This window comes from Brevibacterium sp. UCMA 11754, from assembly GCF_021532275.1.
Taxonomy (GTDB): Bacteria; Actinomycetota; Actinomycetes; order Actinomycetales; family Brevibacteriaceae; genus Brevibacterium.
In genome coordinates this window covers 142455-169051 of sequence record NZ_JACBOT010000024.1, presented here as the reverse complement: position 1 = coordinate 169051, position 26597 = coordinate 142455, and the positions used below count along the sequence as shown (strand labels likewise).

Genomic DNA, 26597 nt, shown 5'->3' with positions numbered 1-26597 from the left:
GTGAGCCAGTGACGACGAGCCACTTACCCGTCGAGCAGCCCGCGGATGTCCTCACCCGTGATCGCTGACGAGAAGCCCTCACCCTCATTGACCAGGGAGTCGAAGAGCTGTGCCTTCCTCTCCTGCAGCGCCAGCACCTTCTCCTCGATCGTCTTCTCCGAGACCATCCGATAGACCATGACGTTCTTCGTCTGCCCGATTCGGTGTGCGCGGTCGACTGCCTGAGCCTCAACCGCCGGGTTCCACCAGGGATCGAGGAGGAAGACATAGTCGGCCTCCGTCAGTGTCAGGCCGAACCCACCTGCCTTGAGGCTGATGAGGAAGATGGGTGCGTCCCCGGCCCTGAAGTCCTCGATGACTGCGCCGCGATTCCGCGTGGAGCCGTCGAGGTAGGCGTAATTGATATTGCGGTGCTCGAGCTGCTCACCGACCCGGGTGAGGAACGAGGTGAACTGGCTGAAGATGATGGTCCGGTGGCCCTCGGCAACGATGTCGTCAAGGTGGGAGAAGAGTGCGCTGAGTTTGCTCGATCCGATGCCTTCATATTTCGCATCGATGAGATATGGGTCGATGGCCAACATCCGCAGGAGTGTCAGCGAGCGGAAGATCGCGAAGCGGTTGCGATCCATGTCGTTGATGAGACCGAGGAGCTTCTTCCTCTCCTTCTGCAGAACCGTGTTGTACAGCTCCCTGTGCTTGGTGCTGAGTTCGACGCTGAGAAGCTGTTCCTGCTTCGGCGGCAGGTCGGCAGCGACAAGTTCTTTGTTCCGCCGCTTCATAAACGGTCGAATCCGCCGGCGCAGCAGGGCCATTCCCTCCGGGGCCTCGCCGGATTCGATGGGGGAGACGATCTCGCGCCGGAACTTCTCGAAGCCCGGGAGCAGTCCCGGTGAGGTGATCGAATACAGCGACCACAGGTCGGTCAGCGAGTTCTCCATCGGTGTGCCGGTGATGGCCAGGCGGAACCGGGCCTGAATCGCCTTCGCCGCAGTGTGGACCTTGGCGGTCCTGTTCTTGACGAACTGTGCCTCATCGAGGACGAACGTATCCCACACGATCGACATGAAAGCCAGTGCGTCGAGGCGCAGAATGGCGTATGAGGTGATGACGAGGTCCGCCTCCTCGATCTCCTCGGCCAGGGTGGTCTTCCGCTTTTTCTCTGTGGCCGAGATTGTGGCGACTCGCAGACCAGGTGCGAACTTCTCCGCCTCGGCTCGCCAGGTCGACATCACCGAGGTGGGTGCGACGACGAGGATGGGAGCGGCGTTCTTGTTCGTGTTCTTGACGTGAGTGAACAGGCTCAGTGCCTGCAGCGTCTTGCCCAGGCCCATGTCGTCGGCCAGGATGCCGCCGAGTCCGCTCGACCACAGTGCTGCCAGCCAACTGAACCCCTCCTGCTGATAGGGCCGCAGTGTGGCTTCGATCCCTTCGGGCACGTCGAGAGTTGGAATCTCGCCGAGGTGGCTGAGCGCTTCGACCGAGCGCCGCCATGAGGCCGCAGCAGCGGATTCGTCGACGAGCTCGTCGAATTCGGCCCACAGATCCATGTGATATCGGGAGAGGCGGGGTGATTCCGGCTTCCAGTCCGCGATGACATCGGAGTCGGCGAGCATTTGTCGAAACTTGTCGAAGAAGGGTGCCTCAAGTGAGAAGTAGGCGCCGTCGGGCAGAACGATCATCGCAGCCCCTTGCGCCAAGGCGACGAAGAGGTCGGCGAAGCGCACCTGCTGTCCGGCGATCGTGATGTTGAAGCGGATGTCGAACCAGTCGCTGTCCTCGGCTTCGTCGGTCGACATCGCGACCAGGGGCGCTTCAGTGACTTCTCGATAGTCCGGACGATTACCGACCTCATGCACCTCGAGATGGTCGATGTCACTCAGAGCCGGCAGCAGTTTGTCGACGAAGACTGCTGTCTGCAGGTCGTCGAGGCCCACGGTGTCCGCCCGGCGAACCTCGCTCGGCAGTGTCAGCGGCATCGCGGTTGCGGCAACGGTGGTGCTCAGTTTCTCCAGTACCTCGTCTTCGTGCTCGATGCTCCGGTTGCGATCGGCCAGCGGCCCGCGGCGGACCGGGAGCGTCTGCACCGGGTGGTGGTAATGCCACTCCCAGGTCAGGTGCGCGCCATGGTCACCGTACGTGACGGTGAGTGCGAGATCGGGAGGTACGAGCACAGGCAGGGTCACCGAATCGTCGGAGGAGACGACGGTGGTGGCGTAGGCGAGCTTGGGATAGAAGTCAGTGAAGAAGTCACGGATCTGGCCATCGGCGATGGTGATCGGTTCCCACCGACGCAGCATCTGAACCACATCACGATTCGTCCTCTCCTCGGTCGGAGCCAGAAGGAGGGACGTACCGCCGGAGGTCGAGATTCCGTAGAAGCCATGATCATCGATCGAGCCGCAGAGGCCCTGGTCGAACGACTCACCGTCAATCGTGACCAGGGAGCGGGCCTCGAGCCCGTCCGAGACCGCAACCACATCACATTGAGTCGACCCTTCCTCGCCTCGGCGAATTGAGAGTCCGCGGCTGGTGCCGACGAGTTCGATGCCCAGCGACCTCGCCTGATCGAAGAGATGCCAGAGCAAGGGCGAAGTGAACCAGTCAAGGACGACCGAGTCGTCATTCGTAATCAGGTGATTCGAGCTGATGGCGGACAGGCCGTAGAGCTGCGCGAACCAGGCCGCCTGCCCCTGTGCATATGCGCGAGTGTTTGAGTTGTTGGCGATGTTGGACCACGACACGTTCCCCTTGATCCAATTGCGGCGCGCACCTTCCATCAGTGGTCTCAGGGTGACGACGAGGTCGGTGCGACCGGTGAGTTCGGGTCGTCTGATGGGGTGGGTTTCGAAGTTCCCGAAGCCCGTGCGTCTCAACTCGGAGATCTCGAAGCCGAGGGCAAGGTGCGTCGGTGCGCTGCCGACCAGAGTGCCACCGGGACCGGAGGCCCATACCGAATCGTCGACTCGGTCGGAGGAGAACCCTGACAGAAGCGACTTCCAGTCGGATTCTCTTCGACTGTGCGATGACGGGTCGCTGCCATCAGGAGCCCGGCCTCGGGGGCTCGAGCGCGCAGTGCGCACGTGGGCGCTGCACCAATCGGCGTCGTCGGGGGAGCGGCGCTGGTCAGGATCGTGCAGCGCCGTTGAACCGAACGGTGCCACCTGCCGGATCGACGCCGCCATCAGCGCAGCCACCACGTGTTTGCAGTCTCCGCCCACAGGGCAGGTGCACATCGAGGAGACTACGGTGAACGATTTGGCAGTGGGATTGTGCCGTTCCAGCCGAACAGTGCTTGTGTAATCGTGTGCCGCGGTGCCTGCGACATCCGCCCGGAGAGTCATGACGTCTGGATCCCAGCTGGCCTGCCCGACCATTCCCTTGTTGGCATAACTGCGCCCGCGCTCGTAGAACGTGGTGCCGAAGTAGTCCTGTAGCTCCTTGGCACTCACGTACGGCAGTTCAACGGGAGGCATGCAACGATGGTCTCACTCGGCACTGACATGACAGAAGCGGCCCCCGACCAATGGTCGAGAGCCGCAGCGGATGTGGAGAGTCACCACGAATGGTGCACGACGAGACTGCCGGCACTCATCAAGGCTTGTGTCAGCGAACGGGGCCCGTGAACTTCTCGCCGGGACCCTGTCCGGGCTCGTCCTGAATGGCCGAGGCTTCGCGGAAGGCCAACTGGAGGCTGCGCAGGCCATCGCGCAGGGGGCGAGCATGGTGGTCGCCGATGACGGTGGCGGCTCCGGTGACCAGGCCGGCCAGGGCGGTGATGAGTTTACGCGCCTCGTCGAGGTCCTGCAGCTCTGCTGCCGGAGCTTCGGGGGAGTCTTCGGCCAGTCCGCATTTGACGGCGGCAGCGGACATCAGGTGCACAGCTGCTGATGTGATGACCTCGACGGCTGGAACTTCGGCGATATCACGAGTGACATCGGCAACCGCCTCGGCGGGTACAGAATTTTCAGAACTCATGGGACTAGCTTGACATATGATTGACCCGACGATTGCACGATCGACCTCGATGTGCGAAGAGTCATGAAGCGTAGTACACTGAATCGTGGTGCGAAGCGGGGTCTGACTCCCACCTTGATCGTGTAGAGCGATCGGGTCCAATGATCTGATGATCGACAGCCTGGGTGCAAGCCTGAGGCAGAAGATTTCAGATCGAGGTGTATTCACTTGATGTGCTGCGGTTTCAATTCCGTTGCTCTGATGTGTGTGCAGGCTCCCTTGGCATGTGGTCAATGGGAGCCTTTTCTATTGCCACGACATCATTTGAGCTAAAAAGGAGTGAACACATCAGCGAGACGCGCATCAATGACCGGATTCGGGTTCCCGAGGTCCGGTTGGTCGGACCCAACGGTGAACAGGTCGGTATCGTTGCCATTCGCAAGGCACTCGACCTCGCTCGCGAGGCAGATCTCGACTTGGTCGAGGTTGCGCCGCAGGCGAAGCCTCCCGTAGCCAAACTCATGGACTACGGGAAATTCAAATACGAATCTGCTCAGAAGGCCAGAGAAGCCCGCAAGAACCAGGCGAACACTGCGCTGAAAGAGATCCGCTTCCGTCTCAAGATCGATGAACACGACTACGAGACGAAGAAGGGGCATGTGACCCGCTTCCTGGCCGGTGGCGACAAGGTCAAAGTCATGATCATGTTCCGCGGACGTGAACAGTCTCGCCCCGAAATGGGCATCAAGCTGCTCAACCGCCTGGCCGAAGATGTGTCGGACCTAGGCACCGTCGAATCCTCACCACGGGTCGACGGACGCAACATGGTGATGGTCATTGGCCCACATAAGTCAAAATCCGACGCCAAGGCCGAGGCCCGCAAGGCATCTTCAGATGCCAAGGGCAACGTCGCCGAGGTGAAATCCCGACGCGATCGCGTCGCTGCAGAGAAGCACGCAGCGCCCGACGCGTGAGAAGTAAGTACCGATTCGCTGGAGCCTGAACGGTTTCAGCGTGTGAAGTAGTTGTCGGTGGTCGCCACCGACAACGAAATGCAAAGGAGAACGGCTCGATGCCGAAGCAGAAGACGAACAGCAGCGCCAAGAAGCGCATGCGTGTGACGGGTACTGGCAAGATCATGCGTGAAGGCGTGAACAACCAGCACAAGTTCGAGGGTAAGTCCTCGGCCCGTAAGCGTCGCGTTGCCGAGGACCAGGTCCTCACCGGCGGAGATCGCGCCAAAGCCCGCAAGCTTCTGGGCAAGCTCAAGGGCAGGTGAGACCCTCTCGGGTCTCCATCCCGGGCAGCCACTGATGTGGTTCCCATAGCTTGAACCAGACTCCGGCTCCGCCGGTTGAACCAATTTTGAAGGAGTAACACGTGGCACGTGTTAAGAGAGCGGTCAACGCTCACAAGAAGCGCCGGGTCATCCTTGACCGGGCAAAGGGCTACCGTGGACAGCGCTCGCGCCTGTACCGCAAGGCCAAAGAACAGGTCATCCACTCGCTGGTCTACAGCTACCGTGACCGTCGCGCCCGCAAGGGTGACTTCCGTCGCCTGTGGATCCAGCGCATCAACGCCGGCGCTCGCGCCAACGGTATGACGTACAACCGCTTCATCCAGGGCCTCAAGGCTGCTGGTGTCGAGGTTGACCGCCGTATGCTCGCCGAGCTCGCCGTCAACGATTCAGCCACCTTCGCGGCCCTGATCAAGGTTGCCAAGGAAGCTCTTCCGGCTGACGTCAACGCAGCGAAGACCGCCGCAGCCTGAGCTGCCGGTCCTCACACTCTCAACGGTCCCGAACTTACTTGGTTCGGGACCGTTGATTTGTTCTCAGAACCAATCCCTCCAGCAATCAGTAGTTCCTTCAGCAAGAATGCGGGTCAGCCAATTTGAAACTTCCAGACGCCATCTCCTCACCGAACTCGAAGCGGGTCAAGAACGCGGTCAAGCTGCTCAAGCGGCATTCCCGCAAGACGATGGGCCAGTTCCTCGTTGAAGGACCCCAGGCTGTGCGGGAGGCTCTGGAACGACACGCAGAGCTGGATTTTCCCGGTCAGGCACCGGGCGTCCCGGATTGGGTGGGCTCGAGTGTTGACCCGCAGGGTGCTGTCATCGAACTCTTCATCACAGAAGAGGCCGCCGAGGCGCATCCCGAGTTCGTCGAGACCGTCAAAGAATGTGACATCCGCTGGAACATCATCACCGATGAGGTGCTGACCGAGCTGTCCGCGACGGTCAATTCGCAGGGCGTTGTCGCCGTGTGTGAACGTATCGACGTCGACCTGGACTCCGTCATCGACACGGAGGCACAGCTCATCGTCGTGCTCTCCCAGGTCCGCGATCCCGGCAATGCTGGCACCATCATCCGCCTCGCCGACGCGGCAGGAGCCGACGCGGTCGTGCTCACCTCGTCGAGCGTTGACATCTACAACGACAAGACCGTTCGCTCCACCGCCGGATCACTGTTCCATGTCCCAGTCGTCACAGGCGTCGGACTCTCCGAGGTGACCGAACTCGCCCGTGCCCGAGGGCTGCAGGTGCTCGCCGCCGATGCCAATGACCAGTCGCATGACGTCCACCATCCCTGGGACTCCGGACTCGACCTGACCGCCCGCACCACATGGGTCTTCGGCAACGAGGCGTGGGGAATGAGGACGGAAGACCTCGAGCTCTGCGACTCCTCAGCGGCCGTGCCGATCTATGGGAAGGCCGAAAGCCTTAACCTCGCAACTGCCGCCAGCGTGTGCATCTATGAGAGTGCGCGCAACCAGCGGATGTGATTCGCACGCGACTCGTTCAACGAGTTCTGTAGCCGAACGTGACGCGACTGCGACTGCGACTGCGACTGCGACTGCGACTCCGAGTGCGACCGGCCTGCGCCGAGCACGTATTCCCGATCAGAGCGTCGTCTGCTAGCGTTGAAAGCAAGGTACCTGTTCATTCATGGGTAAGGCGCAGGACGGAGCGATGCAGTGCCTGACACGAAATTTCAGCCGCAGACGCTGTCGAAAGTGCATGCGAAGTGCGTCGATAGTGTGCTGAGCTCTGTCCTGATGTGCATTGCGGTCGCCGCGGTGTTCTGGGCCATCGACTTCGGGGCCGGATCTTCGCCCTCGGTCTCGCGCCTGCTCGTGACTGTCACGATGCCCGCTTTGATTTTCAGGGATCTTCTTGATTACTTCCGTGCAAAGAGACGATTCGACTTCGTACAGCCGTCGCCTGCCGGGGCATCGTCGGCTTAGCCTGCCTTGGTGGTGGAGTTCGCTGCAGCGGTTGCGTCGCCTACCGGCTTGTGGTCGATCCACCTATTGAAAACGGGGAGAAGTACAGTTTATGGATACCCAGCCACGCGAAGGCTTCTTCTCGAAGACAGAGTGGAAGTTCATCGGCTTCCTGGCTCTTACGTTCGTTCTCACTCCGGTGTTCTACGGTCTGCCGTTGTTGAGTCCACTGTTCGCTTTGTCGACCAGATTCAGGCGCGAACGGCGAAAAATGATGTGGCTCTGGATCGTTGCATCGATACTGGTGCTGATGTCAATCGCCCCGTTCATTCTTAAAGCGGCTGGGCTGAGTAACTTCGTCGTCGAATAGTCGATGCAGTGATGACAATATGGACGTGTCCCACCCACCCGATACGGTGAACCTATGACGACTGAAGCTCCCCGCGCACCGAAGATCAAACTAGGACAACTGGCTCCGGGCTACCTCGGCGATATCGGTCCCGAAGAGTTCCTTGAGGGCATGGAATTCAATGAACTCGACCTTGCCGAGGTGGATTCCACCCAGGCCACATACCTGGACTGTTCCCTGTCCCGAGTGAATTTCGGTGCCGCCGAGTCGCCTGTGGATCTGACCGGAGCCCGTTTCTCCGGCAGCAAGATCGAGGACTGTCGAGCCGATACTTTGACGATGCCGCGGGGGAGTCTCATCCACACCGAGATCTCGGGGACACGTATTGGTGCGGGAGTTGTTCACGACAACGTCTGGGAGAAGGTCGTCGTGAGCAACTGTCGGATCTCCTATCTCAACCTGCGTGCGGCGAAACTCACCGACGTCGAATTCCGGGATTGTGTCATTGACGAGATCGACCTCGACCGGGCCAAGGCCAACCGCGTATCGTTCCCCGGCTCGACCGTCGGGGTTCTGCAGTGCGAAGGTGCGACCCTGGGCAATGTGGACCTGCGAGGTCTGCAGCCGCACAAGATCTCCGGTGTCCACTCGCTGCGGGGGACCACCATCGATGAGATGCAGCTGATGCTCTTCGCCGAACTCTTCGCCAGCGAACTCGGCATCACGGTCGAGTGAGGAGCACCGATGTTCTACCCACCTATGGCGGGCTATTTGATCGTGGCAGCAGTCAGCATCTTTCTCATCGTCGCTCAACGCAGACAGTTCATCGGCAGGAATTCTGTGATCGGCATTCGGACGCGGCACACGCTCGCTTCCGGTGCCGCATGGGAAGCCGGGCATCGAGCGGGCGTGCCCTACCTCTACGCCATGGCCGTCATCAGCATCGGCCACGCCATGGCACTGCTGTGCGTCGAACTCTCGGGTGCTAGGACTCCAGGCCACGTACTGTCCCTGCTCGGCTGGGTGCTCATCCTTGTCTGTGCCGCCCTCGCGGTCAAAGCTGCGAATCAGGCAGCGAGATCAACTGGTCCCTGACGCCCGGCAGACCGTGCGCCTGCGCGATCACGTGCGGACTCGTCTCAGACGCGCATGGTTCTACTGATTATCCAGTTCGGCAGCCGCGTGCTCACCCAGCTCGTCGATCAGGACGCGTTTGTTCTCCGAATAGTCCACCGGCGCGACAACTACGTGGACACCGCCGGCGCTGAGCGCGGACTCAAGCACATCGTGCATCTCGTTGACATCGTTGAGGCGGTGCCCGGTGGCCCCGTAGGATTCGGCGTACTTGACGAAGTCCGGGTTTCCGAATGTCAGACCGTAGTCTTCCATTCCGTCGACGGCCTGCTTCCAGCGGATCATGCCGTAGGCATAGTCTTCGAGGATGAGCACGACGAGGTCGAGACCCAGGCGCACCGCGGTCTCCATCTCCTGGCTGTTCATCATGAATCCGCCATCGCCGACCACGGCCATGACCCGACGCTCTGGGTGGGTCAGTTTGGCTCCGATTGCCGAGGGGAGTCCGGCGCCCATGGTCGCCAGCGCGTTGTCGAGCAGCAATGTGTTCGCTCGGGTGGTGCGGTAGTTGCGGGCGAACCAGATTTTGTACATGCCGTTGTCGAGGGTGACGATGCCGTCGACGGGCATGACGTTCCTGACCTCGGCGACGATGCGTTGAGGGATGAACCGGTCGATCGTCGAGCCTTCCTTGAGGTTCTCGAGAATGGGCTCGCGCAACGGCAGCAGTGCGCCCGCATTCGGGACATGACCGACCAGCTCCACCGCGAGGCGTTTAAGCGAGGGTCCGAGGTCGCCGACGACCTCGACCTGGGGGAAATAGACCTGTTCGACGACGGCCGGTCGGTAACCGACATGCACGACGGTCGGGCCGTCCTCGTTCATGGTGAAGGGAGGCTTCTCGGTGGTGTCGTGGCCGATGGTGACGATGACGTCGGCCTTGTCGACTGCGTCGTGGACATAGTCGCCACTGGTCAGGGCAGCGGTACCCATATACAGGTCAGAGGAACCCGAGACTGAGCCCTTGCCCATCTGCGTGGTGAAGTAGGGGATGCGCACCCGGTGAACGAACTGCGAGAGCAGGTCGGTGCAGTCCGCCCGTGAGGCATCCTCGCCGAGCATGAGCAGCGGCCGCTTAGCATCCCGGATCACCTTCGCTGCGGCTTCGATGGAATCCTCGTTGGCCACGGCTCGACCGTTGGTGTGGGGCGCCACCAGGTCGAAGGAGTCGACGGGCATAGCTGCGATGTCCTCGGGCAGTTCCAAGTGGACTGGACCTGGTCGCTCAGCCTTGGCGGTTCGGAAGGCCTCACTGATCATGGTGGGGATCCGCCTCGTCGAGGTGATCTGCTGACTCGACTTCGTCAGCGGAGCCATCGTGGAAACCAGGTTGACGATCTGGAACCGGGCCTGCTCCGCGGTGCGGATGCCCTTTTGCCCGGTGATCATGATCATGGGCATCCCGCCGAGGTGGGCGTAGGCGGCACCGGTGGTGAGGTTGAGAGCGCCCGGGCCCAAGGTCGTCAGGCACACTCCGGGTCTGCCGGTCAGACGCCCATAGGTCGCTGCCATGAACGCGGCAGCCTGTTCGTGGCGGGTGAGGACGAATTCGATGGAGGACTGGCGCAGAGAATCGATGAAGTCGATATTCTCCTCACCGGGGATGCCGAAGATGCGTTCGACTCCCTCGTTCTCCAGGGCCTTCACCATGACATCGGAAGCTCGCTGAGTCGTCATTCTTCGACACTACATCTTCTGGCAACAGGTCTCGATGAGCCAGGTCACAGAGATCCGCAACGGCAGCGACTGGGGCATTACCCCCGCGGTGTCTGGGACATTATCGACCACGCGTGACCAGGCGTGGCGGCACAGACGATAGACTTGTCCGCGGTAGACGAACAGGACCTACGCAGGCACGTAAAGGACATTGATGACTGACCAGCTCGACCCATTGGACGAGTCGGCCGTGAATGCGGCCGTTGACGCGGCACTGAGGGCATTCGCGGACGCACGCACCCTAGACGATCTCAAGGCCGCGAAGATCGAGTTCACGGGCGACAAGGCCCCGCTGGCGCTGGCCAACCGAGCCATCGGCGGACTCGACAAGGCCGATAAGGCCGTCGCCGGCAAGATCGTCGGCAAGTCCAGAGGTCAGGTCAAGAAGGCCCTCGACGCTCGTCAGGCCGAGCTCGAAGCCGAGCGCGACGCAGCCGTTCTCATCGAAGAGTCCATCGACGTCACTCTGCCCACTGACCGCAACCGCCTCGGCGCCCGTCATCCTCTCAGCCTCATCCAGGAACAGGCCGCGGACTACTTCATCGGCCTCGGCTGGGAAGTCGCCGAAGGCCCCGAAATCGAATCCGAATGGCTGAACTTCGATGCCCTCAACTTCGGGCCCGACCATCCTGCCCGCCAGATGCAGGACACCTTCTTCGTAGACCCCGCCGACGCCGGACTCGTCCTGCGCACCCACACTTCACCGGTCCAGTCGCGCTCACTGCTGCAGCGTGGTGTCCCGCTCTACGTCGTGTGCCCGGGCAAGACCTTCCGCACCGATGAACTCGATGCCACCCATACGCCTGTGTTCCACCAGATCGAAGGCATCGCCATCGACAAGGGCCTCACCATGGCCAACCTGCAGGGCACCCTCGACGGCTTCGCCCGTGAGATGTTTGGCCCTGAGTCGAAGACCCGCCTGCGCCCCAGCTTCTTCCCATTCACCGAACCGAGCGCGGAGATGGACTTCTGGTTCCCGAAGAAGGTCGGCGGCCCCGGCTGGATCGAATGGGGCGGCTGCGGCATGGTCCACCCTAATGTGCTCAAGGCTGCGGGCATCGATCCCGATGTCTACCAGGGCTTCGCCTTCGGCATGGGCATCGAGCGCACCCTGATGCTGCGCGAAGGAATCAACGATATGCATGACATGGTCGAGGGCGATGTGCGCTTCTCGGCTCGTTTCGGAATGAAGGCTTGATATGCGCGTCCCACTGAACTGGCTGGCCGACTACGTCGATCTCCCGGCCGATACGGATCCCCATGCCCTGGCCGCGGAGTTCGCCTCGATCGGACTCGAGGAAGAGGACTTCTTCGGCCCCGAGATCACCGGCCCCCTCGTCGTCGGTCGCGTCCTTGAACTGATCAAGGAAGAGCACTCGAACGGCAAGACCGTCAACTGGTGCCGGGTCGACGTCGGGCCTGAGCACAATGAAGATGCCGATGACCCGAAGGACCCGCAGCCTGGCGAGGAACGACCGAGCCGCGGCATCATCTGCGGTGCACATAACTTCGTCGTCGGTGACCTCATCGTCGCCTGCCTGCCTGGAGCCGTCCTGCCCGGTGATTTCCAGATCGCTGCCCGCAAGACCTACGGACACAAATCCGACGGCATGATCTGCTCGGCCAAGGAGCTCGGGCTCGGCGCGGACCACTCCGGCATCATCGTTTTGTCCGACCTTGGGCTGACGGGTGAGCCCGGCGATGGCGCGATCAAGCTGCTCGGCCTCGACCAGGTCACCCTTGACGTCAACGTCACCCCCGACCGCGGCTACCAGCTGTCGATGCGCGGCATCGCCCGCGAATACGCGCAGATGAAGGGTCAGACTTTCACCGATATCGGATCCGCCGAGGTGACTCCCACCAACGCGGCCACCGACGATGGCTTCCCGGTGTCGGTTGAGGATGCGAACCCCATCAACGAGGTGGCCGGCTGTGACCAGTTCACCGCCCTTCAGGTCACCGGTCTTGATCCTCAGGCGAAGACTCCGTTCTGGATGCAGCGTCGCCTGGAGCAGGCGGGCATGCGCCCGATCAGCCTGACCGTGGATGTCACGAACTACGTCATGCTCGAACTCGGCCAGCCGCTGCACGCCTACGACACCTCGCTGCTCGGCGACGAAATCGTCGTCCGCCGCGCCACCGCGGGGGAGAAGTTCACGACTCTCGACGATGTCGAGCGGAAACTCAGCTCCGAAGACCTGCTCATCACCGACCGCGGTGCTGGTGCTTCTGGCAAGGGTGGAAAGATCATCGGCCTGGCCGGAGTCATGGGCGGGGCCGATGTCGAAGTTCATGCTGGGACCACCGATGTCGTCATCGAGGCCGCTCACTTCGACCCGATCTCGATTGCCCGCACTTCCCGTCGCCACAAACTGTCCTCGGAGGCCTCGCGTCGCTTCGAACGCGGCGTCGACCCGAGGCTCGGGCCTGTGGCCGCACGTCGGTGCGCGGACCTGCTCGTCGAACTCGGCGGCGGAACGCTCAGCCCTGCGACCACGCAGGTCGGGCAGGCTCCCGAGGCGACGGTGCTCGACTTCAAGGTCGCTCGTGTCGCGTCGCTGGTCGGTGTCGATTACACCGTCGCCGAGGTGACCTCACTTCTTGAGGGCATCGGCGCAACAGTGTCGACTAAGGATGAGGAGACCGTGTCGGTGACCGTGCCCAGCTGGCGCACGGACATCACCGACGACGTCGACCTCATCGAGGAAGTCGCCCGCACCGGCGGCTATGACCGGATTCCGTCCGTTCAGCCCGCCGCTCGGGCCGGCAACGGACTGACCACCGCGCAGAAAGCGCGGCGTCGGATCTCGAATCTGCTGGCTGCCGACGGGTTCACCGAGGTGCTGTCGTACCCGTTCACGAACGACAAGCGGGACGATCAGCTGCGGCTCGAGGCCGATGATGTGCGCCGCAAGCACGTGCGCCTGGCCAACCCGATGTCCGAAGACCTGCCGCTCATGCGCACCACCCTGCTCTCGACTCTCGTCGACCTCGTGGTTCGCAACCAGGGCCGCGGGGCGAAGGACGTCGCACTCTTCGAGGCGGGACTGGTGTCCACCTCAGCGGGAATGCCGGAGGGTCCCGGGCCGCGTCACCTGCCCGGATACCACCCGAGCGATGACGAGCTCGAGGCGATCTACGCCTCGGTGCCGCATCAGCCTTATCACTATGCCGGCATCATCTCCGGCAATGCGGAGATGCCCGGCGTCTGGGGCAAGGGCCGTAAGGCCGAGGCGACGGATGTCATCGACACCGTCCGCCGGATCGCATCAGTCAACGGCCTTGAAGTCACCGTCGAGGCCGATCAGATTGCCCCGTGGCATCCGGGAAGGGCTGCGAAGTTCGTCCTCGCCGATGGGCAGACTCTTGGCCATGCCGGTGAGCTGCACCCGAAGGTGTGCGAGAACCTCGGCCTGCCGGCACGGACGGTCGGATTCGAGATCGATCTTGACGCATTGCTGGCTCAGGAGGATCTGCGTGCCTGGGACGGTGCGCTGTCGACCTATCCGGTGTCGCGTCAGGACGTTGCGCTCATCGTCGATGCCGAGCTGCCGACGCAGACTCTGGCCGCGACGCTGCGCGAAGGTGCAGGGGAGGAGCTCGAACTGCTCGAGACCTTCGACCTCTACACCGGCGCCCAGCTGCCCGCAGGCAAGAAGTCGCTGGCGTTCCGCCTGACGTTCCGCGCCCCGGATCGTACGCTCAAGGCCGATGAGGCCTCGGCGATGCGCGAGGCGGCGACGAAGCTGGCCGCCGAACGTCACGGCGCTGAAGTCCGCAGCTGAGAACAGTGCGTTGCAGAGCCCGGTCGACCGATACAGTGGTTCGACCGGGCTTTGCCGTGTCCGCTCGAAGCATCACGGTAGAGCGCACAAGAACATCCGAACACGTTGGTGTGAGGATCTGTGCTGCGCACCACGACACCTGACCACTCGTACCCGATCACCGCTGAGGAGTCCCAACCATGTCCGAGAAACTGCCCTACGGAACAAACATGCCGACCACCGACGGAACCCCTGAGGCGACTGCGGTCCCGTCCGAGACGATTGCGCTCATAACCGGCGGTGCGCGCGGAATCGGACGCCATCTGTCGGAGGCATTCGCTGGTGCCGGATATCACGTGATCGTGACGGCTACCTCGGCGAGCAATGCGGAGGCTGCGGCCGACGAGATCGCTGAAGCGACCGGGGGAGGGGTGACCGGTGTTGGGCTGCGCACCGATGACATTGCTGCGGTGAAGGCGCTGCGTGAGTCGGTGGTCGCGCTCGAGGCCGAGACGGGCAAGCGCCTGCAGGTGCTCATCAACAATGCGGGGCGCATCGAGTCGTCCGAGGGTCCGCTGTGGGACGCCGACCCGGAGAGCCTCAAAGCCGTTGTCGACGCGAACGTCACCGGGGTTGCGCTGATGATCAACGTCTTCGCACCGGTGCTCATGGCCGGCGCCGAGGCGACCGGTCGACCGAGCCGCATTATCGACCTCAACTCGGGGTCGGGAGCGAAGGGAACACCGGCGTATGCCGTGTATTCGGCGTCGAAGGCGTCACTGTTCCGTCTGGCCGATTCCGTTGTCCACTTCGGGCACGATAAGGGACTGCGCATCTTCGAGATGGCACCCGGTGTCGTCGAGACCGCGATGACGAAGTCGATGCCCGTGCATGATTTCCGACAGGGCGATGATTGGACCTCGCCCGCGCAGGTCACGGACCTCGCGTTGGCGTTGGCGTCGGGGACTTTGGACGCGTTCACTGGACGGTACGTCCGTGCGGGTGCGGACTCCGAAGAGTCACTGCTCGCCGAGGCGGCCAGCGGGTTGTCGGATTCGACCCGCCGGATCGTGCTCGGCTGAGATGGTTCCAGACGGAGCGTCGGCGACAACGAAGCCGCTTCGAACTCTGCTCATCGACAACGCCGATTCGTTCACGCTCAACCTCTTCCACCTCCTCGCCGAGGTGAATGGGTGCGCGCCGACTCTTGTGCCCAACGATTGGGCCGAGTTCGAGCTGAGCGTGCTGGACGAGTTCGACAATGTCGTCATCCCACCAGGACCGGGCACTCCGGAGCGGCCGGCCGACTTCGGCATCTGCGCCGAGGTGATCGAGCATTCCCCGATTCCGGTGCTCGGCGTGTGCCTCGGCCATCAAGGCATCGCGCATGTGCACGGGGGTGTTGTGGCGCATGCGCCAGAACCTCGGCACGGTCGGGTGTCTCCGATCAGGCATTCCGGTACCGGGCTCTTTGCGGGTCTGCCGTCGCCGTTCTCGGCGGTGCGGTATCACTCGCTCGCGGTCACGGAACTGTCCGAGTCTCTCTATGCGACGGCGTGGTCCGAAGACGGCGTCATCATGGCGTTGCAACATCGGACGAGGCCTCAGTGGGGAGTCCAATTCCACCCAGAATCGATTGCCTCCGAGGAAGCACGGACGCTGCTGCAGAACTTCGCCGAGCTGACTGAGGCGTGCAACCGGCAGGAACAGTACAAGAATGACCTACCGGCCAGCGAAGGTTGGGTTGAGAAGGACGTCGACTCCGATGACGACGTCCCCGCGGGGACGTGCGCATCTCTTGTTTCCACCCAAGCGAGTACCGGCCCTCTCGACGCTCGGCGCCACTACACTCTTGACACTGATGTACTCCCGCAGACGATCTCCGACGAACGTCTCTTTGCAGATCTCTTCGGTGATGAGCCCGAAGCCGTCTGGCTCGACGGAAACCTACCTGGAAACTACTTGTCCCGGTTCTCAATCATGGGTGCGCCGTCCGGTCCGCTTAGCAAAATAGCGACCGCCTCGGTGCCGGAAGGGACTGTCGAAGTTCGCTCAACCGGTGGCGAATCAGAGAACTTCATTCAGTCGTCCGGATTCTTCGACTGGCTCGATGCCGAGCTCGCTGGCACGACTGTCTCAGTGTCAGGTACAGGGGTTGAACCGCCCAGGGCCGGATCCGAAATCCCCGGCATGCGCGCGGGCATCCAAGGCCTTCCGTTCGAGTTTCGACTCGGGTGGGTCGGGTACCTCGGCTATGAGCTCAAAGCCGAGGTGGGCTCGCCGAACCAGCATCAGTCGGACCTGCCCGACGCCGTGATGATGTTCCTCGATCGTGCTCTCGTCATCGATCACGACGCCGACCGCATCCACCTGCTCGCACTGCGCGAACCTGAAGATCCTTCGGGCACTGCCGTGTCTCAAGAATGGTTCGATGACATCCGTGCACAGATCGAAGCAATCCCGGCTGACGACGTCGGTGAACTCGTTCAGCCGGGCGCCGCCTCGGCGCGGATTGAGGACACACCTTCCTCCGGCCTCTCACGCTCACACTTGTCGGCCCGGCATGGCCGACATGAGTACCTGACCCTCATTGATCGAGTACAGCGAGAGATCACCGACGGCGAAACGTACGAGGTGTGCCTGACGAACATGCTTGAGGCTACGGTCGACTCAGACGAGGACGCACTGGCGATGTACCTGCGTCTGCGCGACGACAATCCGACGCCGTTCGGGGCGTTCATCCGGACCCGGGATGCAACGATTCTCAGCACGTCCCCGGAACGATTTCTGCGCATTGATGCCGATGGTCGAGTGGAGTCGAAGCCAATCAAGGGCACGCGTCCCCGCGGGGACACTCTCGAGGAAGACGAGGCAATCAAGGCTGAGCTGGCCGCCTCGGTGAAGGACCGGTCGGAGAATCTCATGATTGTCGATCTCGTTCGGCACGACCTCGGGCGTACGGCCAGTTTGGGGTCGGTGCAGGTGGACACGCTGTTCGGGATCGAGTCGTATGCGACGGTGCATCAGATGGTCTCGACGGTGAGTTCACGCTTGGCTGAGGACGCCAGTCCGGTGGCGTGTGTGCGGGCGGCGTTCCCACCAGGGTCGATGACCGGGGCGCCGAAGCTGCGGACGATGACGACCATCGAAGAGCTCGAGGCCGGCCCGCGTGGGGTGTACAGCGGAGCAGTCGGGTATTTCTCGCTTGGCGGTGCCGTCGATCTCAGCGTCGTCATCCGCACGCTCGTCGTTCAGGGTGAGACTCTGAGTTACGGGGTCGGCGGAGCGATCGTTGCGCTCTCGGATTCCGAGGAGGAGTACGAGGAGACAGTGGTGAAGGCGGCTCCGGTGCTGAGGTTGCTCGGTGGAGTGGAGTTCCCCGGCGAGGTTGTCGTTCATGCGAACGACCCGTCCGAACTGAGGACACATATCCATTTGACTGAGCAGATAGGCGATGTTGACGTCCACACCATGATCCCCGCCGAGGAGGCCGGACCGACCGATACCGCTGTGGCCGAATACTCGGGTGGAGTTGAGCGATGAACGTGTGGCTGTGGAATCAACAGGATCACCGTTTCGAGGAGCCTACGACGGACATCAGCTCATCGAAGCTGATGGCCGCCGATTCGTGGCTTGTTGAAGACGGGCGGGTACGAGCGTTCGACCTCCATCGGACACGGTTCGGTGATGCTGCTGCGCAGGTCGGGATGGGTGATGTGATCACCGACGATTTTTGGGCGGCAGTGGTCGAGAAGATCCCGGCGAAGGGGGAGTGGTTCCCGCGCGTAGATGTCCTCGATGTTTCTCCTGACGCCGAACGTGAGTTGGCATTCCGGTTGCGACCAGCACCGACTCGGAAACAGGAGTTGAAGGTTCTCATCCCGCCATATTCCGACCCGCGAATCACTCCGAATCGGAAAGGCCCGGACATCGCATTGCTTGAGCGTGTGCGGGAGGACGCCGGTGAGCAGTACAGCTGTGACGAGGTATTGCTCATCAATGGGGACGGGTACGTCATCGAGGGAGCGACGACGAGCCTGCTGTGGTGGGATGAAGAGACGCTCTGTGCACAGGATCCGGAGTTGGGCGCACTGCCGGGAGTCACCTCGGCGGTGATCCTCGAGGAGGCTCGCGCTCGGTCGGTTCCGATCGAGTTGCGGCGAGTGCGGCTCGAGGAGCTTATCGAGCACGAAGCATGGCTCGTCAACGCGCTCCACGGGATTCGGCGAGTGAGCGAACTCGTTGACGGGCGTGACTTTCACGACAGCGTGCAGCGCGGCGATGAGCCGAATCAAGCTTGGACTAAGCGAAGAAGCGGGCCCCATGCGGATGCGGTCCGGCTCGGCCGTTGGCGTGAATGGTTGGAAACGAATAGGGTCGCTCCGGGCATGTGAAGGCTCCGGGCGATGTAGTTGGTCAGGTTTCGGAACCCGAGTGCGGAACCGCGCAGGTGTTCGAGCCGTCCGTTGAGCGCCTCGGTCGGCCCGTTGCTGGTGCCGGGTCGTTCGAAGTAGGCGAGCACGTCAGCGGCTCGCTTCTTCAGGGTCCGGCCCAGGGTGGTGAGCTCGGTGAGCACCTTGGGGACGCCGGCGCTGAGGTCGGTGATCAGCTTCTCCATGAGCTCGCGGCCACGTTGCCGGTCCTCGTGGCGATAGGCGGCGATCATCCGCTGGTAGACACCCCAGGCCGCCTCGACCTCGACGTGAGCGTCATCAACGAACAGCGCGCGTAGCCTGTCTCTCTGCTTGTCGGTGAGCAGGTCCGCGCCGGTGTGCAGCGTGCGCCGCGACTTGTAGAGCGTGTCGTCCCTGAACCCACGGTGCCCGTGGATCGCGAGTTGGACCCGGCGCCGGCACCTGTCGAGGGCGTCACCGGCCAGGCGCACGACGTGGAAGGGATCCATCACCGTGACCGCGTCCGGGATCTCCTCCGCAGCGGCGGTCTTGAACCCGGTGAAGCCGTCCATCGCGACCACCTCGACCGCGTCACGGAAGGCGTCGTCGCGGTCGGCGAGCCAGGTCTTGAACGCCGCCTTCGACCGGCCCTCGACCATGTCCAGCAGCCTTGCTGGGCCGGCGCCATCGCGGACCGGGGTGAGGTCGATGATCACGGTGACGTACTTGTCGCCACGCCTGGTGTGGCGCCAGACGTGCTCATCGACGCCAATGACCTTCACGCCCTCGAACCGCGTGGGGTCGTTGATCAGCAGCCGCTTGCCTTCGGCCAGGACCGCGTTGTTGGCGGTGTCCCACGCGACCCCGAGTCCCTCGGCGACACGGGCGACGGTGAGGTGTGCGACCACGATCCCTTCCAGCGCCCACCGCAGCCCGGTGCGCGAGAGCTTCGCGCGTGGCTCCGCCGCGGCGCTGGTGTCTTGGCGCCACACGTGTCCGCAGTCTGCACAGCGGTAGCGGCGCACTACAACTTCCAGCACGGTCGGTCGCCAGCCCAGCGGCTCGTGGGCCAACCGCCGGATCACGGTGTCACGAGCAGCGCCTTCGCTGCCGCACCGTCGGCACCACTGATCTGGTTCCACCACGCGGCACGCGAGGACCGCACGATCCGGTTCAAGTCGTTGCCCGATCACGCTCAGACCGAGGCCGTCGAGTCGAGCGAAGGCGGTCAGGTCAAGGCGGCCGAAGCCGGCCGGCGGGGTAGCGTCGGACACGTCGAGGTCTTTCGGATGGATGGCGTAGGAACCTCCGTCGTCGGGAGACCTCGACGCCTATCTGCGGACCGACGCGCCCGGCCGACCTACACCGTCATCTGAGAAGACCCCTGAAACGTCTTCGACGACGGGACCGGCGAGGAGGAGGGCGCGGTGAGCTAAAGGAATGGAGCTTGCTCGGCTTCGACGCCGCCGCAAGCTCCGGTGAAACGGTCGGTACTGGTCGGTCGTCGTCGGTCACCACCGGATGGCGGCGTCCCCCACGCTCGGCGTTTGCTCAGGTCAGCGGCTCGTTCGCCCAGTGGGCGCATCAAGCGATAGACGCAAAGCCGACGTGATTAGGTCGTCGGTTCGATTCCGACAGGCGGCTCCGGCGAACAGCCCCTGCCCTGCGGAAACGCAGGGCAGGGGCTGTTCGGTTCTGGTGGTCGCGCGATGCGCTGGCCTCACGGCTCTGCCCGACACCGACGTCGCTCTCCTCTGCGACGGACCCCTCGCCGGCTGAGCGCTCGCGGCCGGCATCCTGTCCGTGTGCCGATAGGCCTCGCACCGCTCGGCAACGCAGCATGGCGTTGCGTCGCGACCTGGCGACGGCTCGGCGGGGCGCGATCGTCTCGTGCGTTGGCGGACTACGGGAGCTTGGACGCGAGGACGTCGGCCGCCAGGATCTCGGGTGCTGCGCTGAGGAGGTGCTGGTTGGCCATCAGGGCTGCGACGATGGCGCCGTTGGCGTGGGCGTCGCGAGCGGCCTCGTCGTGGAATGCATCGAAGATCCAGAAGGTGTCGGCGTGGGTCCTGACCGCGAACCAGACAATCGTTCCTACTTCTTCGTTGGCGAGTGCGACAGCGCCGGCGAGCAGATCGGCGAGCGCGTCGTGCTGTCCATCGGCCGCGACGATCTTGGCGACGAAGGCATACGGAAGTGATGCGGGTGTTGACATGAGGGACTCTCCTTGAAGTCGTGATTCTTCGTGTGACGAGTTCAGCGTATGACGAGCGAGGGCCGGTGGGTAGTGGCGTATACGGCAGTATTGCTATTGTTTACGTCATGCGTATCGGACTGATCGCGATCGACGGCTGCTTCGGTTCGGCTATCGCGTCGATCATCGACATCGTGCGGGTGGCCGACGGAGCCCGCGGCGATGTCGACCCGCGGATCGACCCGATCGAACTCGCCATCCTCGGACCGAAACGGCGAGTGACCACGACGGCATCGATGACCCTGTCGGTGGACCACCCGCTGTCGGAGTCCGCAGAGTTCGACGTGGTCGTCGTCCCTGCGCTTGGAACCCTTACGGCCGCCGCTACCAACGACGCCCTCCAGAGCCGAGATGCTCGTTCGGTCATCGCCTCGCTCGGGCGCCTCGACGAGGCGACCACCCGGATCGCCGCGGCGTGCACCGGCGTGTTCGCTGTCGCCGAGACCGGACGGATGCATCATCGGCGGGCGACGACCAGCTGGTTCCTGGGGCCGGAGTTCCTGAAGCGCTATCCGACCGTCGCCCTCGATCTCGACACCATGGTCGTGGTCGACGGGAACCTCGTCACCGCCGGCGCCGCGTTCGCCCACATCGACCTCGCGCTCTCACTCGTGCGATCGATCAGCCCCGACCTGGCCCAACATGTCGCCAAGCTCCTCATCATCGACGAGCGCCCGTCGCAGGCGGCCTTCGTCGCCTACGAACATCTCCGGCACGAGGACCCGATCGTCGTCGAGTTCGAACGCTTCGTGCGCGCCCGACTGGACGAACCGTTCAACGTCGCCTTCGTCGCGCAGTCGCTCGGCACCAGCCGGCGCACCCTCGAACGACGAGTCCGTGCGGCGCTCAACCTCACTCCGCTCGGCTTCGTTCAACGGCTTCGCATCGAGCGAGCTCGGCACCTCTCAGTAACCACGGACCTCACCTCCGCCGAGATCGCGCTACGGGTCGGCTACGCGAACGCCGAGACTCTGCGCTCCCTCCTGCGTAGGGAGCGACGCCGTTCCTGACCTATCGCCATGCCTGTAGCCGGTGTGCTAGTGCTCGACTGGAACCAGCTCTCAGCACGTCGCGTCGACGCTCCTGCGTCGCCCCTGGACGACCAACTCGACACGCCCGCAGCACAGGCCATGTGACGTGTCCCGGCTTCCCGGACGGTCGGGGTTGGGTGGCTGTGATGTCGCTGCGTTCTCGTCGAGAGGATCAGCAGACCCGATCAGAGTCGATTGGGATAAGACGCGAAGGCGGTCAGGTCAGGGCGGCCGAAGCCGGCCGGCGGGGTAGCGTCGGACACGTCGAGGTCTTTCGGATGGATGGCGTAGGAACCTCCGTCGTCGGGAGATCTCGACGTCTATCTGCGGACCGACGCGCCCGGCCGACCTACACCCTCATCTGGGAAGAGCCCGATTCTTTGGCTTGGACGTCCGTCGTGGCTGCTCGGGGCGCAGTAGACCAACAGGGGTATGTTGACGATTTGCTGGAGACGGGCGACGAATTTGCAGATATGGCATAGCCCGAATCCTTACCGGTGTGGGATGGCTATCAGCAGATCGCAAATCTCAATTATGAGGTCGCAGGGCTCAAACTGGACATCACTCTAGGTCAAGGCACTGATGGGCGATATCAGGAAGTTGCTGATTTTGGAAACGAACTTCTGGATATTTGTGATGATGAAGGCTATGAATGGGACTATGAGTTTGTATCTGATGTGTCACAGATTGAGGCATAAATAGGAATCAGTCCTGATTCGACTCCATTTGAAGGCGCACCGTTCTTGACCGGATGCGTTTTGGCTCGTGGCGATCACCGTTCCGATCGTCGCAGTCTCCGATGTTCAATGCCGAATGGTTACAGGCTCGTCCGCCATTATCCACTCGACGATTGCGGCAACATGAGCATCGACCGAGTCGAGGGCCGGTAGGGGAGCGGTCTCCGGTGGGACTAGCAGGCCGATCTCCGTGCACGACAGGGCCACAGCGTCAGCGCCACGAGCCTTGAGGTCGTTCATGATTTCGACGTAGCGGGCTCGGGAGGCATCGGTGAACTTCCCTTGGGTGAGTTCATCCCAGATGATCTGATCGACCTCGAGGCACGTTGCCTCATCCGGTACCAGAGTCTTGATGCCCTGTGCTTCGAGCCGGCCGGTATAGAAGTCTTCGAGCATCGTCCATCGGGTGCCGAGAACCGCCAGCGTCGAATACCCCTGGCGCTTCGCCAACTTCGCAATCGAATCGACCATGTGAATGAGAGGGGCATCGACCTGCGCCTCGATTGACGGGGCGCACTTGTGCATGAGGTTCGTGGCAATCGCGACAGCCTCGGCACCGCCATCGACCAAACGCTGTGCCGTCGAGACGAGCGACGCATCATTGCCCGCCCAGTCGTTGGCCTCCTGCAGCTCCCGGATATCGGCGAAGTCGCACGAGTCGAGCAGGATCTGCGCGGAATGGTGACCACCGAGCTGCTTGGCCACTGCATCATTGATCTTCGTGTAGTACTCGATGCTCGAATGCCAGCTCATTCCACCCAGCAGACCGATCCTGCGCATACTCCAACTCCTCAACTTGGCAATGACTTCAACGCGACTACTTCCAGTGTGGTGCGCATCATCCGCCTCCGGTAGACCCAGATCGCTCTGCTCTGACATAAGCTGGACTTATGGCTACGGTCTTCGAGCAGGCTCTCGACCTCGGCGAGCCCAAACGCCTCCTGATCTTCGGCGCCATCGCCGAATCCGGCAGCATCGGTGCCGCTGCCCGTGAACTCGGCTGGTCCCAACCAGCACTGTCACAACACATGAACGCCCTGGAAAAGGACCTCGGTGTCACCCTCTTCGACCGCACTCCACGCGGCATCCGACTGACCACCGCCGGCCAACTCGCGCGTATCCGCGCGAACGAAGTGGCCGCTTCGGTGAAGGGACTGCGCAGCGACCTCGCGAAAGCCTTCGGCCTCGGCGGACGCAATGTCCGGCTCGCTGGATTCCCCAGCTTCGTCATCGGCCCACTGGCCGCAGCACTCGGTCGGCTCGAGGCAAACGCGGGCACAAATACCGACTCGCCGCTTCACCATTCGTACGAGGTCTCCGAGGCCGAACCGCCCGAGGCGCTGAGCCTGCTCGACGACGGCGCTATCGACATCGCCTTCCTCTTCCATCACGAGGACGAAGCCCCGCCCGAGTTCGCGGGACACATGACCGTCGACCTCGGTGCCGACCACCTCGACCTGCTCGTGCCCGAACGCTGGAACCGTGCCGGGCAGATCCAACATCTCAACGATGTTGCCGAGCTGCCGTGGATCATGGGATGCGTGCGCTGCCGGTCCACTGCCGAACGCCTCTGCCGCACCGCCGGATTCGAGCCCCGTACCCGGCACATCACCGATAACCCCGGAGCCATCCAATCACTCGTCTCCAATGGACTCGGTGTCGCACTGCTGCCTCGCAGCGCCCGCCGCTACTCCAAAATCCCGGGCATCGACCCCATCGCCCTTCAAGAGGCGGGCGCCCGTCGTGTCACCGCGATGATCCCCGACGGGCTGGCGGACGCCTCCGAGGTTGTCGACCTGATCGATGCATTGCGAGCTGCCGACGTGACCGGCAGTGGGGCAGGCGCCGCAACCGGTGTGGAAACAATGGAAGTCGCGAACGGTGCAGGCGCCACCAGCACCTCGACCGACGGCTACAGTGACTCCTGATGAGTACGTTCACCAAAGTCCTCGATAGGTGGCTGACGGTCACCACGGCCGCGGCGATCATCGTGATGATGCTCCACATCGTCACCCACGCGCTCACGCGTTCCCTCTTCGACGCCCCGATCTACGGCACCAACGAGATCGTCGAATACTGGTACCTGCCCATCGTCGCGCTCCTCGGCATCCCCGCCGCCCAGCTGCAGAAGGAACACATCACCGTGACCATGGCCATCGAGCGGGCAAAACCCGCCACCGCTGCGGTATTTACGGTCTTCGCATGCCTCCTCGGCGCACTCGTGTCGATCGCTTTCGCCTGGTTCGGGCTGAGCAAGGCACTGGAAAACACGGCTATCGGATCGACCGCCGATGTCTCCGCCGTCATCACCTGGCCCGTGTACTACCTCGTGCCGGTCGTGTTCGTCCTCCTCGCTGTGCTTTACATCCTCGATGCCGTCGCCATCCTCCGTCGCCGCACCGAAGCAGGGGAGCAGCAGTGAACGCGAACACCGACTTCACCGGTGCACCCCTGCTGCCAGAGGACGCGAGCACCGCGAATGTCATCGGCATGACGACCCAGAAACCAGCCACCGCACTCTTCCCATCAGGCTCCCGCCGCGAACGCCCCGGCTTCCTCGCCCTGACCATCGGTTTCGGGCTTGTCGCCATCTGCCTGGTCGGCCTCTTCACCAGCCCCTCGGCGGCCATCGGCGGCGCCTGGTGCATCGCCATGATGCTTGTCCTGCTGTTCCTCTCCGTTCCCGTGGCCATCGCCTTGTCCGTGCCCTCCATCATCGGCGTCTACGCGGTCAGCGGCATTCCCGCGACCATGAACATTCTCTCGACGGCTCCCTTCAGTGCGGTCTCGGACTGGACGCTGAGCGTGCTGCCGATGTTCATCTTCATGGGCATGCTGCTCACCCAATCCGGCCTCTCCGGCAAGATCTATCGCGTCGCCGACGACTGGTTCTCCTGGCTGCCCGGCGGCGTCGGCATCGGCACGACGTTTGCCGGGGCGGGTCTGTCAGCAGTGACCGGATCAACCATCGGCATGACCTACGCGCTCGGCCGAGCCGGGATCCCCGAGATGCTCAAGGCCGGTTACGACAAACGCGTGGCCGTCGGGACGATCATGGTCTCGGGCATGACCGGCAACCTTATCCCACCGTCTATCCTCATGGTCATCTACGCGGGCATCGCCTCTGTGCCCGTGGGCCCGGCGCTCATGGCCGGTGCTCTGCCCGGAATACTCCTGGCGCTGTGCTTCGCCGCCTTCATCTTCGCGATCGGGGTCATCGCCCCGAAATTCGTCGGTCGCGGCGTCGACACCATCGACCGCACGACTCCCACCTGGCGCCAACGGTTGACCTCACTCGGCGGGGCCTGGGGGTTCCTCGTGATCCTCGTCGTACTCTTCGGCGGCATGTTCTCCGGCATCTTCACCCCCACCGAGGCCGGAGCCGCGGCCGCACTGTGCTCCGTTCTGCTGTGCCTGTGGGAAAAACGGGGCGACCATCCCTGGCGAAAGATCGCGGACTCGGCCATGGCCACGGTGTCGGCCACCTCGGCGATCTTCTTCATCATGATCGGTGCGACGATGCTCACCAGCCTGCTCGCGATCACGGGGCTTGCCCCCATCCTCACCGGATTCATCACCGACCTCGGGCTCTCGCGGGTGGGCTTCCTGCTCGTGCTCATCATCCTCTACATCATCATGGGCATGTTCTTCGACACCATGTCGATGATGCTGCTGACCATCCCGATCCTGCTGCCGACACTCGAGACCATGGGGGTCAGCCCACTCTGGTTCGGCGTCTTCGTCGTTCTCCTCGGCGAATTCGGCATGATCACCCCGCCGGTCGGCATCATCCCCTACATCATCCACAGCATCGTCAAGGACAAAGCCGTCAACCTCGGGCACACCATCACGCTGCGCGACATCTTCATCTCCCTGCTGTGGTTCCTCCCCGTCGCCGTGGTCTTCCTCGTCCTCCTGGTCGCAGTACCAGGCATGACCGAATGGCTGCCGGATCTCATCGAGCGCACCAGCGGCGGCATGGCGAGTAGCTGACCCTCGCCGAGGTGGCCCTGCCGTTCCGTCGCACACGCCGTTGCGGG

The 26597-nt window shown here is 62.9% G+C and carries 24 protein-coding genes; 18 read left to right on the top strand and 6 right to left on the bottom strand.

Annotated features, from left to right (window positions below; all coding sequences use genetic code 11):
• Positions 1-23: 23 nt before the first annotated feature.
• Both HX613_RS12790 and HX613_RS12785 read right to left on the bottom strand, forming a co-directional pair.
• Positions 24-3473, bottom strand: a complete 3450-nt coding sequence (locus tag HX613_RS12790) for a DEAD/DEAH box helicase (RefSeq protein WP_235345678.1) — start codon at positions 3471-3473, stop codon at positions 24-26.
• 130 nt (positions 3474-3603) lie between these two features.
• Positions 3604-3975, bottom strand: a complete 372-nt coding sequence (locus HX613_RS12785) for a DUF1844 domain-containing protein (protein WP_204232392.1) — start codon at positions 3973-3975, stop codon at positions 3604-3606.
• A gap of 272 nt (positions 3976-4247) precedes the next feature.
• Here HX613_RS12785 and infC point away from each other — a divergent pair, with 272 nt between their 5' ends.
• The 8 genes from infC (at position 4248) to HX613_RS12745 (ending at position 8622) form a co-directional block, all read left to right on the top strand.
• Positions 4248-4928: a translation initiation factor IF-3 gene (infC, locus tag HX613_RS12780; RefSeq protein WP_198398250.1), complete on the top strand. Its 681-nt coding sequence runs from the start codon at positions 4248-4250 to the stop codon at positions 4926-4928.
• Positions 4929-5026: 98 nt separating this feature from the next.
• Positions 5027-5233 (top strand): 50S ribosomal protein L35, encoded by a 207-nt coding sequence (gene rpmI, locus HX613_RS12775; RefSeq protein ID WP_009885053.1) that lies wholly within the window; start codon positions 5027-5029, stop codon positions 5231-5233.
• Positions 5234-5334: 101 nt separating this feature from the next.
• Positions 5335-5724, top strand: a complete 390-nt coding sequence (gene rplT / locus HX613_RS12770; RefSeq protein ID WP_235345677.1) for a 50S ribosomal protein L20 — start codon at positions 5335-5337, stop codon at positions 5722-5724.
• Between the two features lie 122 nt (positions 5725-5846).
• Positions 5847-6737, top strand: a complete 891-nt coding sequence (locus HX613_RS12765; RefSeq protein WP_235345676.1) for a TrmH family RNA methyltransferase — start codon at positions 5847-5849, stop codon at positions 6735-6737.
• A 192-nt stretch (positions 6738-6929) separates the two neighbouring features.
• On the top strand, positions 6930-7199 hold the full coding sequence (locus tag HX613_RS12760) for a hypothetical protein (protein ID WP_235345675.1): 270 nt from the start codon (positions 6930-6932) through the stop codon (positions 7197-7199).
• A gap of 91 nt (positions 7200-7290) precedes the next feature.
• On the top strand, positions 7291-7548 hold the full coding sequence (locus HX613_RS12755) for a hypothetical protein (protein ID WP_235345674.1): 258 nt from the start codon (positions 7291-7293) through the stop codon (positions 7546-7548).
• Positions 7549-7602: 54 nt separating this feature from the next.
• Positions 7603-8262: a pentapeptide repeat-containing protein gene (locus tag HX613_RS12750; RefSeq protein ID WP_235345673.1), complete on the top strand. Its 660-nt coding sequence runs from the start codon at positions 7603-7605 to the stop codon at positions 8260-8262.
• A 9-nt stretch (positions 8263-8271) separates the two neighbouring features.
• Entirely contained in the window at positions 8272-8622 is a 351-nt protein-coding gene (locus tag HX613_RS12745; protein ID WP_235345672.1) for an SdpI family protein, read from the top strand.
• A gap of 60 nt (positions 8623-8682) precedes the next feature.
• Here HX613_RS12745 and HX613_RS12740 read toward each other — a convergent pair whose 3' ends face one another.
• The gene (locus HX613_RS12740) at positions 8683-10338 is read right to left on the bottom strand and encodes an acetolactate synthase large subunit (protein WP_235345671.1); all 1656 of its coding nucleotides are present in this window, start codon (positions 10336-10338) and stop codon (positions 8683-8685) included.
• A 193-nt stretch (positions 10339-10531) separates the two neighbouring features.
• Here HX613_RS12740 and pheS point away from each other — a divergent pair, with 193 nt between their 5' ends.
• The 5 genes from pheS (at position 10532) to HX613_RS12715 (ending at position 18535) form a co-directional block, all read left to right on the top strand.
• Positions 10532-11575, top strand: coding sequence for a phenylalanine--tRNA ligase subunit alpha (gene pheS, locus HX613_RS12735; protein WP_235345670.1), 1044 nt, complete (start codon positions 10532-10534; stop codon positions 11573-11575).
• Position 11576: 1 nt separating this feature from the next.
• On the top strand, positions 11577-14162 hold the full coding sequence (gene pheT, locus HX613_RS12730) for a phenylalanine--tRNA ligase subunit beta (protein ID WP_235345669.1): 2586 nt from the start codon (positions 11577-11579) through the stop codon (positions 14160-14162).
• Between the two features lie 179 nt (positions 14163-14341).
• The gene (locus tag HX613_RS12725) at positions 14342-15223 is read left to right on the top strand and encodes an SDR family oxidoreductase (RefSeq protein ID WP_101571035.1); all 882 of its coding nucleotides are present in this window, start codon (positions 14342-14344) and stop codon (positions 15221-15223) included.
• Position 15224: 1 nt separating this feature from the next.
• The gene (pabB, locus tag HX613_RS12720; RefSeq protein WP_180958937.1) at positions 15225-17684 is read left to right on the top strand and encodes an aminodeoxychorismate synthase component I; all 2460 of its coding nucleotides are present in this window, start codon (positions 15225-15227) and stop codon (positions 17682-17684) included.
• On the top strand, positions 17681-18535 hold the full coding sequence (locus HX613_RS12715; RefSeq protein ID WP_092107457.1) for an aminotransferase class IV: 855 nt from the start codon (positions 17681-17683) through the stop codon (positions 18533-18535). Before pabB ends, HX613_RS12715 begins: the two co-directional genes overlap by 4 nt.
• On the opposite strand, the gene HX613_RS12710 is transcribed toward HX613_RS12715, so the two are convergent.
• Complete coding sequence (locus HX613_RS12710) at positions 18433-19809, bottom strand: ISL3-like element ISPfr2 family transposase (RefSeq protein ID WP_235345668.1); 1377 nt, start codon at positions 19807-19809, stop codon at positions 18433-18435. The genes HX613_RS12715 and HX613_RS12710 overlap by 103 nt on opposite strands.
• Before the next feature lie 629 nt (positions 19810-20438).
• Positions 20439-20750 (bottom strand): putative quinol monooxygenase, encoded by a 312-nt coding sequence (locus HX613_RS12705; RefSeq protein ID WP_075846768.1) that lies wholly within the window; start codon positions 20748-20750, stop codon positions 20439-20441.
• Between the two features lie 107 nt (positions 20751-20857).
• Here HX613_RS12705 and HX613_RS12700 point away from each other — a divergent pair, with 107 nt between their 5' ends.
• Together HX613_RS12700 and HX613_RS12695 are read left to right on the top strand one after the other, a co-directional pair.
• Positions 20858-21799, top strand: a complete 942-nt coding sequence (locus HX613_RS12700; protein ID WP_235345667.1) for a GlxA family transcriptional regulator — start codon at positions 20858-20860, stop codon at positions 21797-21799.
• A gap of 518 nt (positions 21800-22317) precedes the next feature.
• Positions 22318-22518 carry a hypothetical protein gene (locus tag HX613_RS12695; protein WP_145997415.1) on the top strand — a complete coding sequence of 67 codons (201 nt, stop codon included), beginning with the start codon at positions 22318-22320 and terminating at the stop codon, positions 22516-22518.
• Between the two features lie 105 nt (positions 22519-22623).
• Here HX613_RS12695 and HX613_RS12690 read toward each other — a convergent pair whose 3' ends face one another.
• On the bottom strand, positions 22624-23337 hold the full coding sequence (locus tag HX613_RS12690) for an aspartate/glutamate racemase family protein (RefSeq protein WP_101571031.1): 714 nt from the start codon (positions 23335-23337) through the stop codon (positions 22624-22626).
• A gap of 110 nt (positions 23338-23447) precedes the next feature.
• Here HX613_RS12690 and HX613_RS12685 point away from each other — a divergent pair, with 110 nt between their 5' ends.
• The 3 genes from HX613_RS12685 to HX613_RS12675 are packed head-to-tail and all read left to right on the top strand — an operon-like array spanning position 23448 to position 26550.
• The gene (locus tag HX613_RS12685; RefSeq protein WP_235345666.1) at positions 23448-24485 is read left to right on the top strand and encodes a LysR family transcriptional regulator; all 1038 of its coding nucleotides are present in this window, start codon (positions 23448-23450) and stop codon (positions 24483-24485) included.
• Complete coding sequence (locus HX613_RS12680; RefSeq protein WP_235345665.1) at positions 24485-24979, top strand: TRAP transporter small permease; 495 nt, start codon at positions 24485-24487, stop codon at positions 24977-24979. The genes HX613_RS12685 and HX613_RS12680 overlap by 1 nt, the downstream gene beginning before the upstream one ends.
• Positions 24976-26550 (top strand): TRAP transporter large permease, encoded by a 1575-nt coding sequence (locus tag HX613_RS12675; protein ID WP_235345664.1) that lies wholly within the window; start codon positions 24976-24978, stop codon positions 26548-26550. Before HX613_RS12680 ends, HX613_RS12675 begins: the two co-directional genes overlap by 4 nt.
• Positions 26551-26597 lie beyond the last annotated feature (47 nt).

Coding starts and splice junctions, on each gene's coding strand:
- HX613_RS12785 (WP_204232392.1), bottom strand. CDS start 3,975: ATGAGTTCTGAAAATTCTGTACCCGCCGAGGCGGTTGCCGATGTCACT.
- pabB (WP_180958937.1), top strand. CDS start 15,225: ATGGTTCCAGACGGAGCGTCGGCGACAACGAAGCCGCTTCGAACTCTG.
- HX613_RS12790 (WP_235345678.1), bottom strand. CDS start 3,473: ATGCCTCCCGTTGAACTGCCGTACGTGAGTGCCAAGGAGCTACAGGAC.
- HX613_RS12680 (WP_235345665.1), top strand. CDS start 24,485: ATGAGTACGTTCACCAAAGTCCTCGATAGGTGGCTGACGGTCACCACG.
- HX613_RS12690 (WP_101571031.1), bottom strand. CDS start 23,337: ATGCGCAGGATCGGTCTGCTGGGTGGAATGAGCTGGCATTCGAGCATC.
- HX613_RS12725 (WP_101571035.1), top strand. CDS start 14,342: ATGTCCGAGAAACTGCCCTACGGAACAAACATGCCGACCACCGACGGA.
- HX613_RS12705 (WP_075846768.1), bottom strand. CDS start 20,750: ATGTCAACACCCGCATCACTTCCGTATGCCTTCGTCGCCAAGATCGTC.
- HX613_RS12745 (WP_235345672.1), top strand. CDS start 8,272: ATGTTCTACCCACCTATGGCGGGCTATTTGATCGTGGCAGCAGTCAGC.
- HX613_RS12715 (WP_092107457.1), top strand. CDS start 17,681: ATGAACGTGTGGCTGTGGAATCAACAGGATCACCGTTTCGAGGAGCCT.
- rpmI (WP_009885053.1), top strand. CDS start 5,027: ATGCCGAAGCAGAAGACGAACAGCAGCGCCAAGAAGCGCATGCGTGTG.
- pheS (WP_235345670.1), top strand. CDS start 10,532: ATGACTGACCAGCTCGACCCATTGGACGAGTCGGCCGTGAATGCGGCC.
- pheT (WP_235345669.1), top strand. CDS start 11,577: ATGCGCGTCCCACTGAACTGGCTGGCCGACTACGTCGATCTCCCGGCC.
- HX613_RS12755 (WP_235345674.1), top strand. CDS start 7,291: ATGGATACCCAGCCACGCGAAGGCTTCTTCTCGAAGACAGAGTGGAAG.
- HX613_RS12750 (WP_235345673.1), top strand. CDS start 7,603: ATGACGACTGAAGCTCCCCGCGCACCGAAGATCAAACTAGGACAACTG.
- HX613_RS12685 (WP_235345666.1), top strand. CDS start 23,448: ATGGCTACGGTCTTCGAGCAGGCTCTCGACCTCGGCGAGCCCAAACGC.
- infC (WP_198398250.1), top strand. CDS start 4,248: ATGGGAGCCTTTTCTATTGCCACGACATCATTTGAGCTAAAAAGGAGT.
- HX613_RS12700 (WP_235345667.1), top strand. CDS start 20,858: ATGCGTATCGGACTGATCGCGATCGACGGCTGCTTCGGTTCGGCTATC.
- HX613_RS12740 (WP_235345671.1), bottom strand. CDS start 10,338: ATGACGACTCAGCGAGCTTCCGATGTCATGGTGAAGGCCCTGGAGAAC.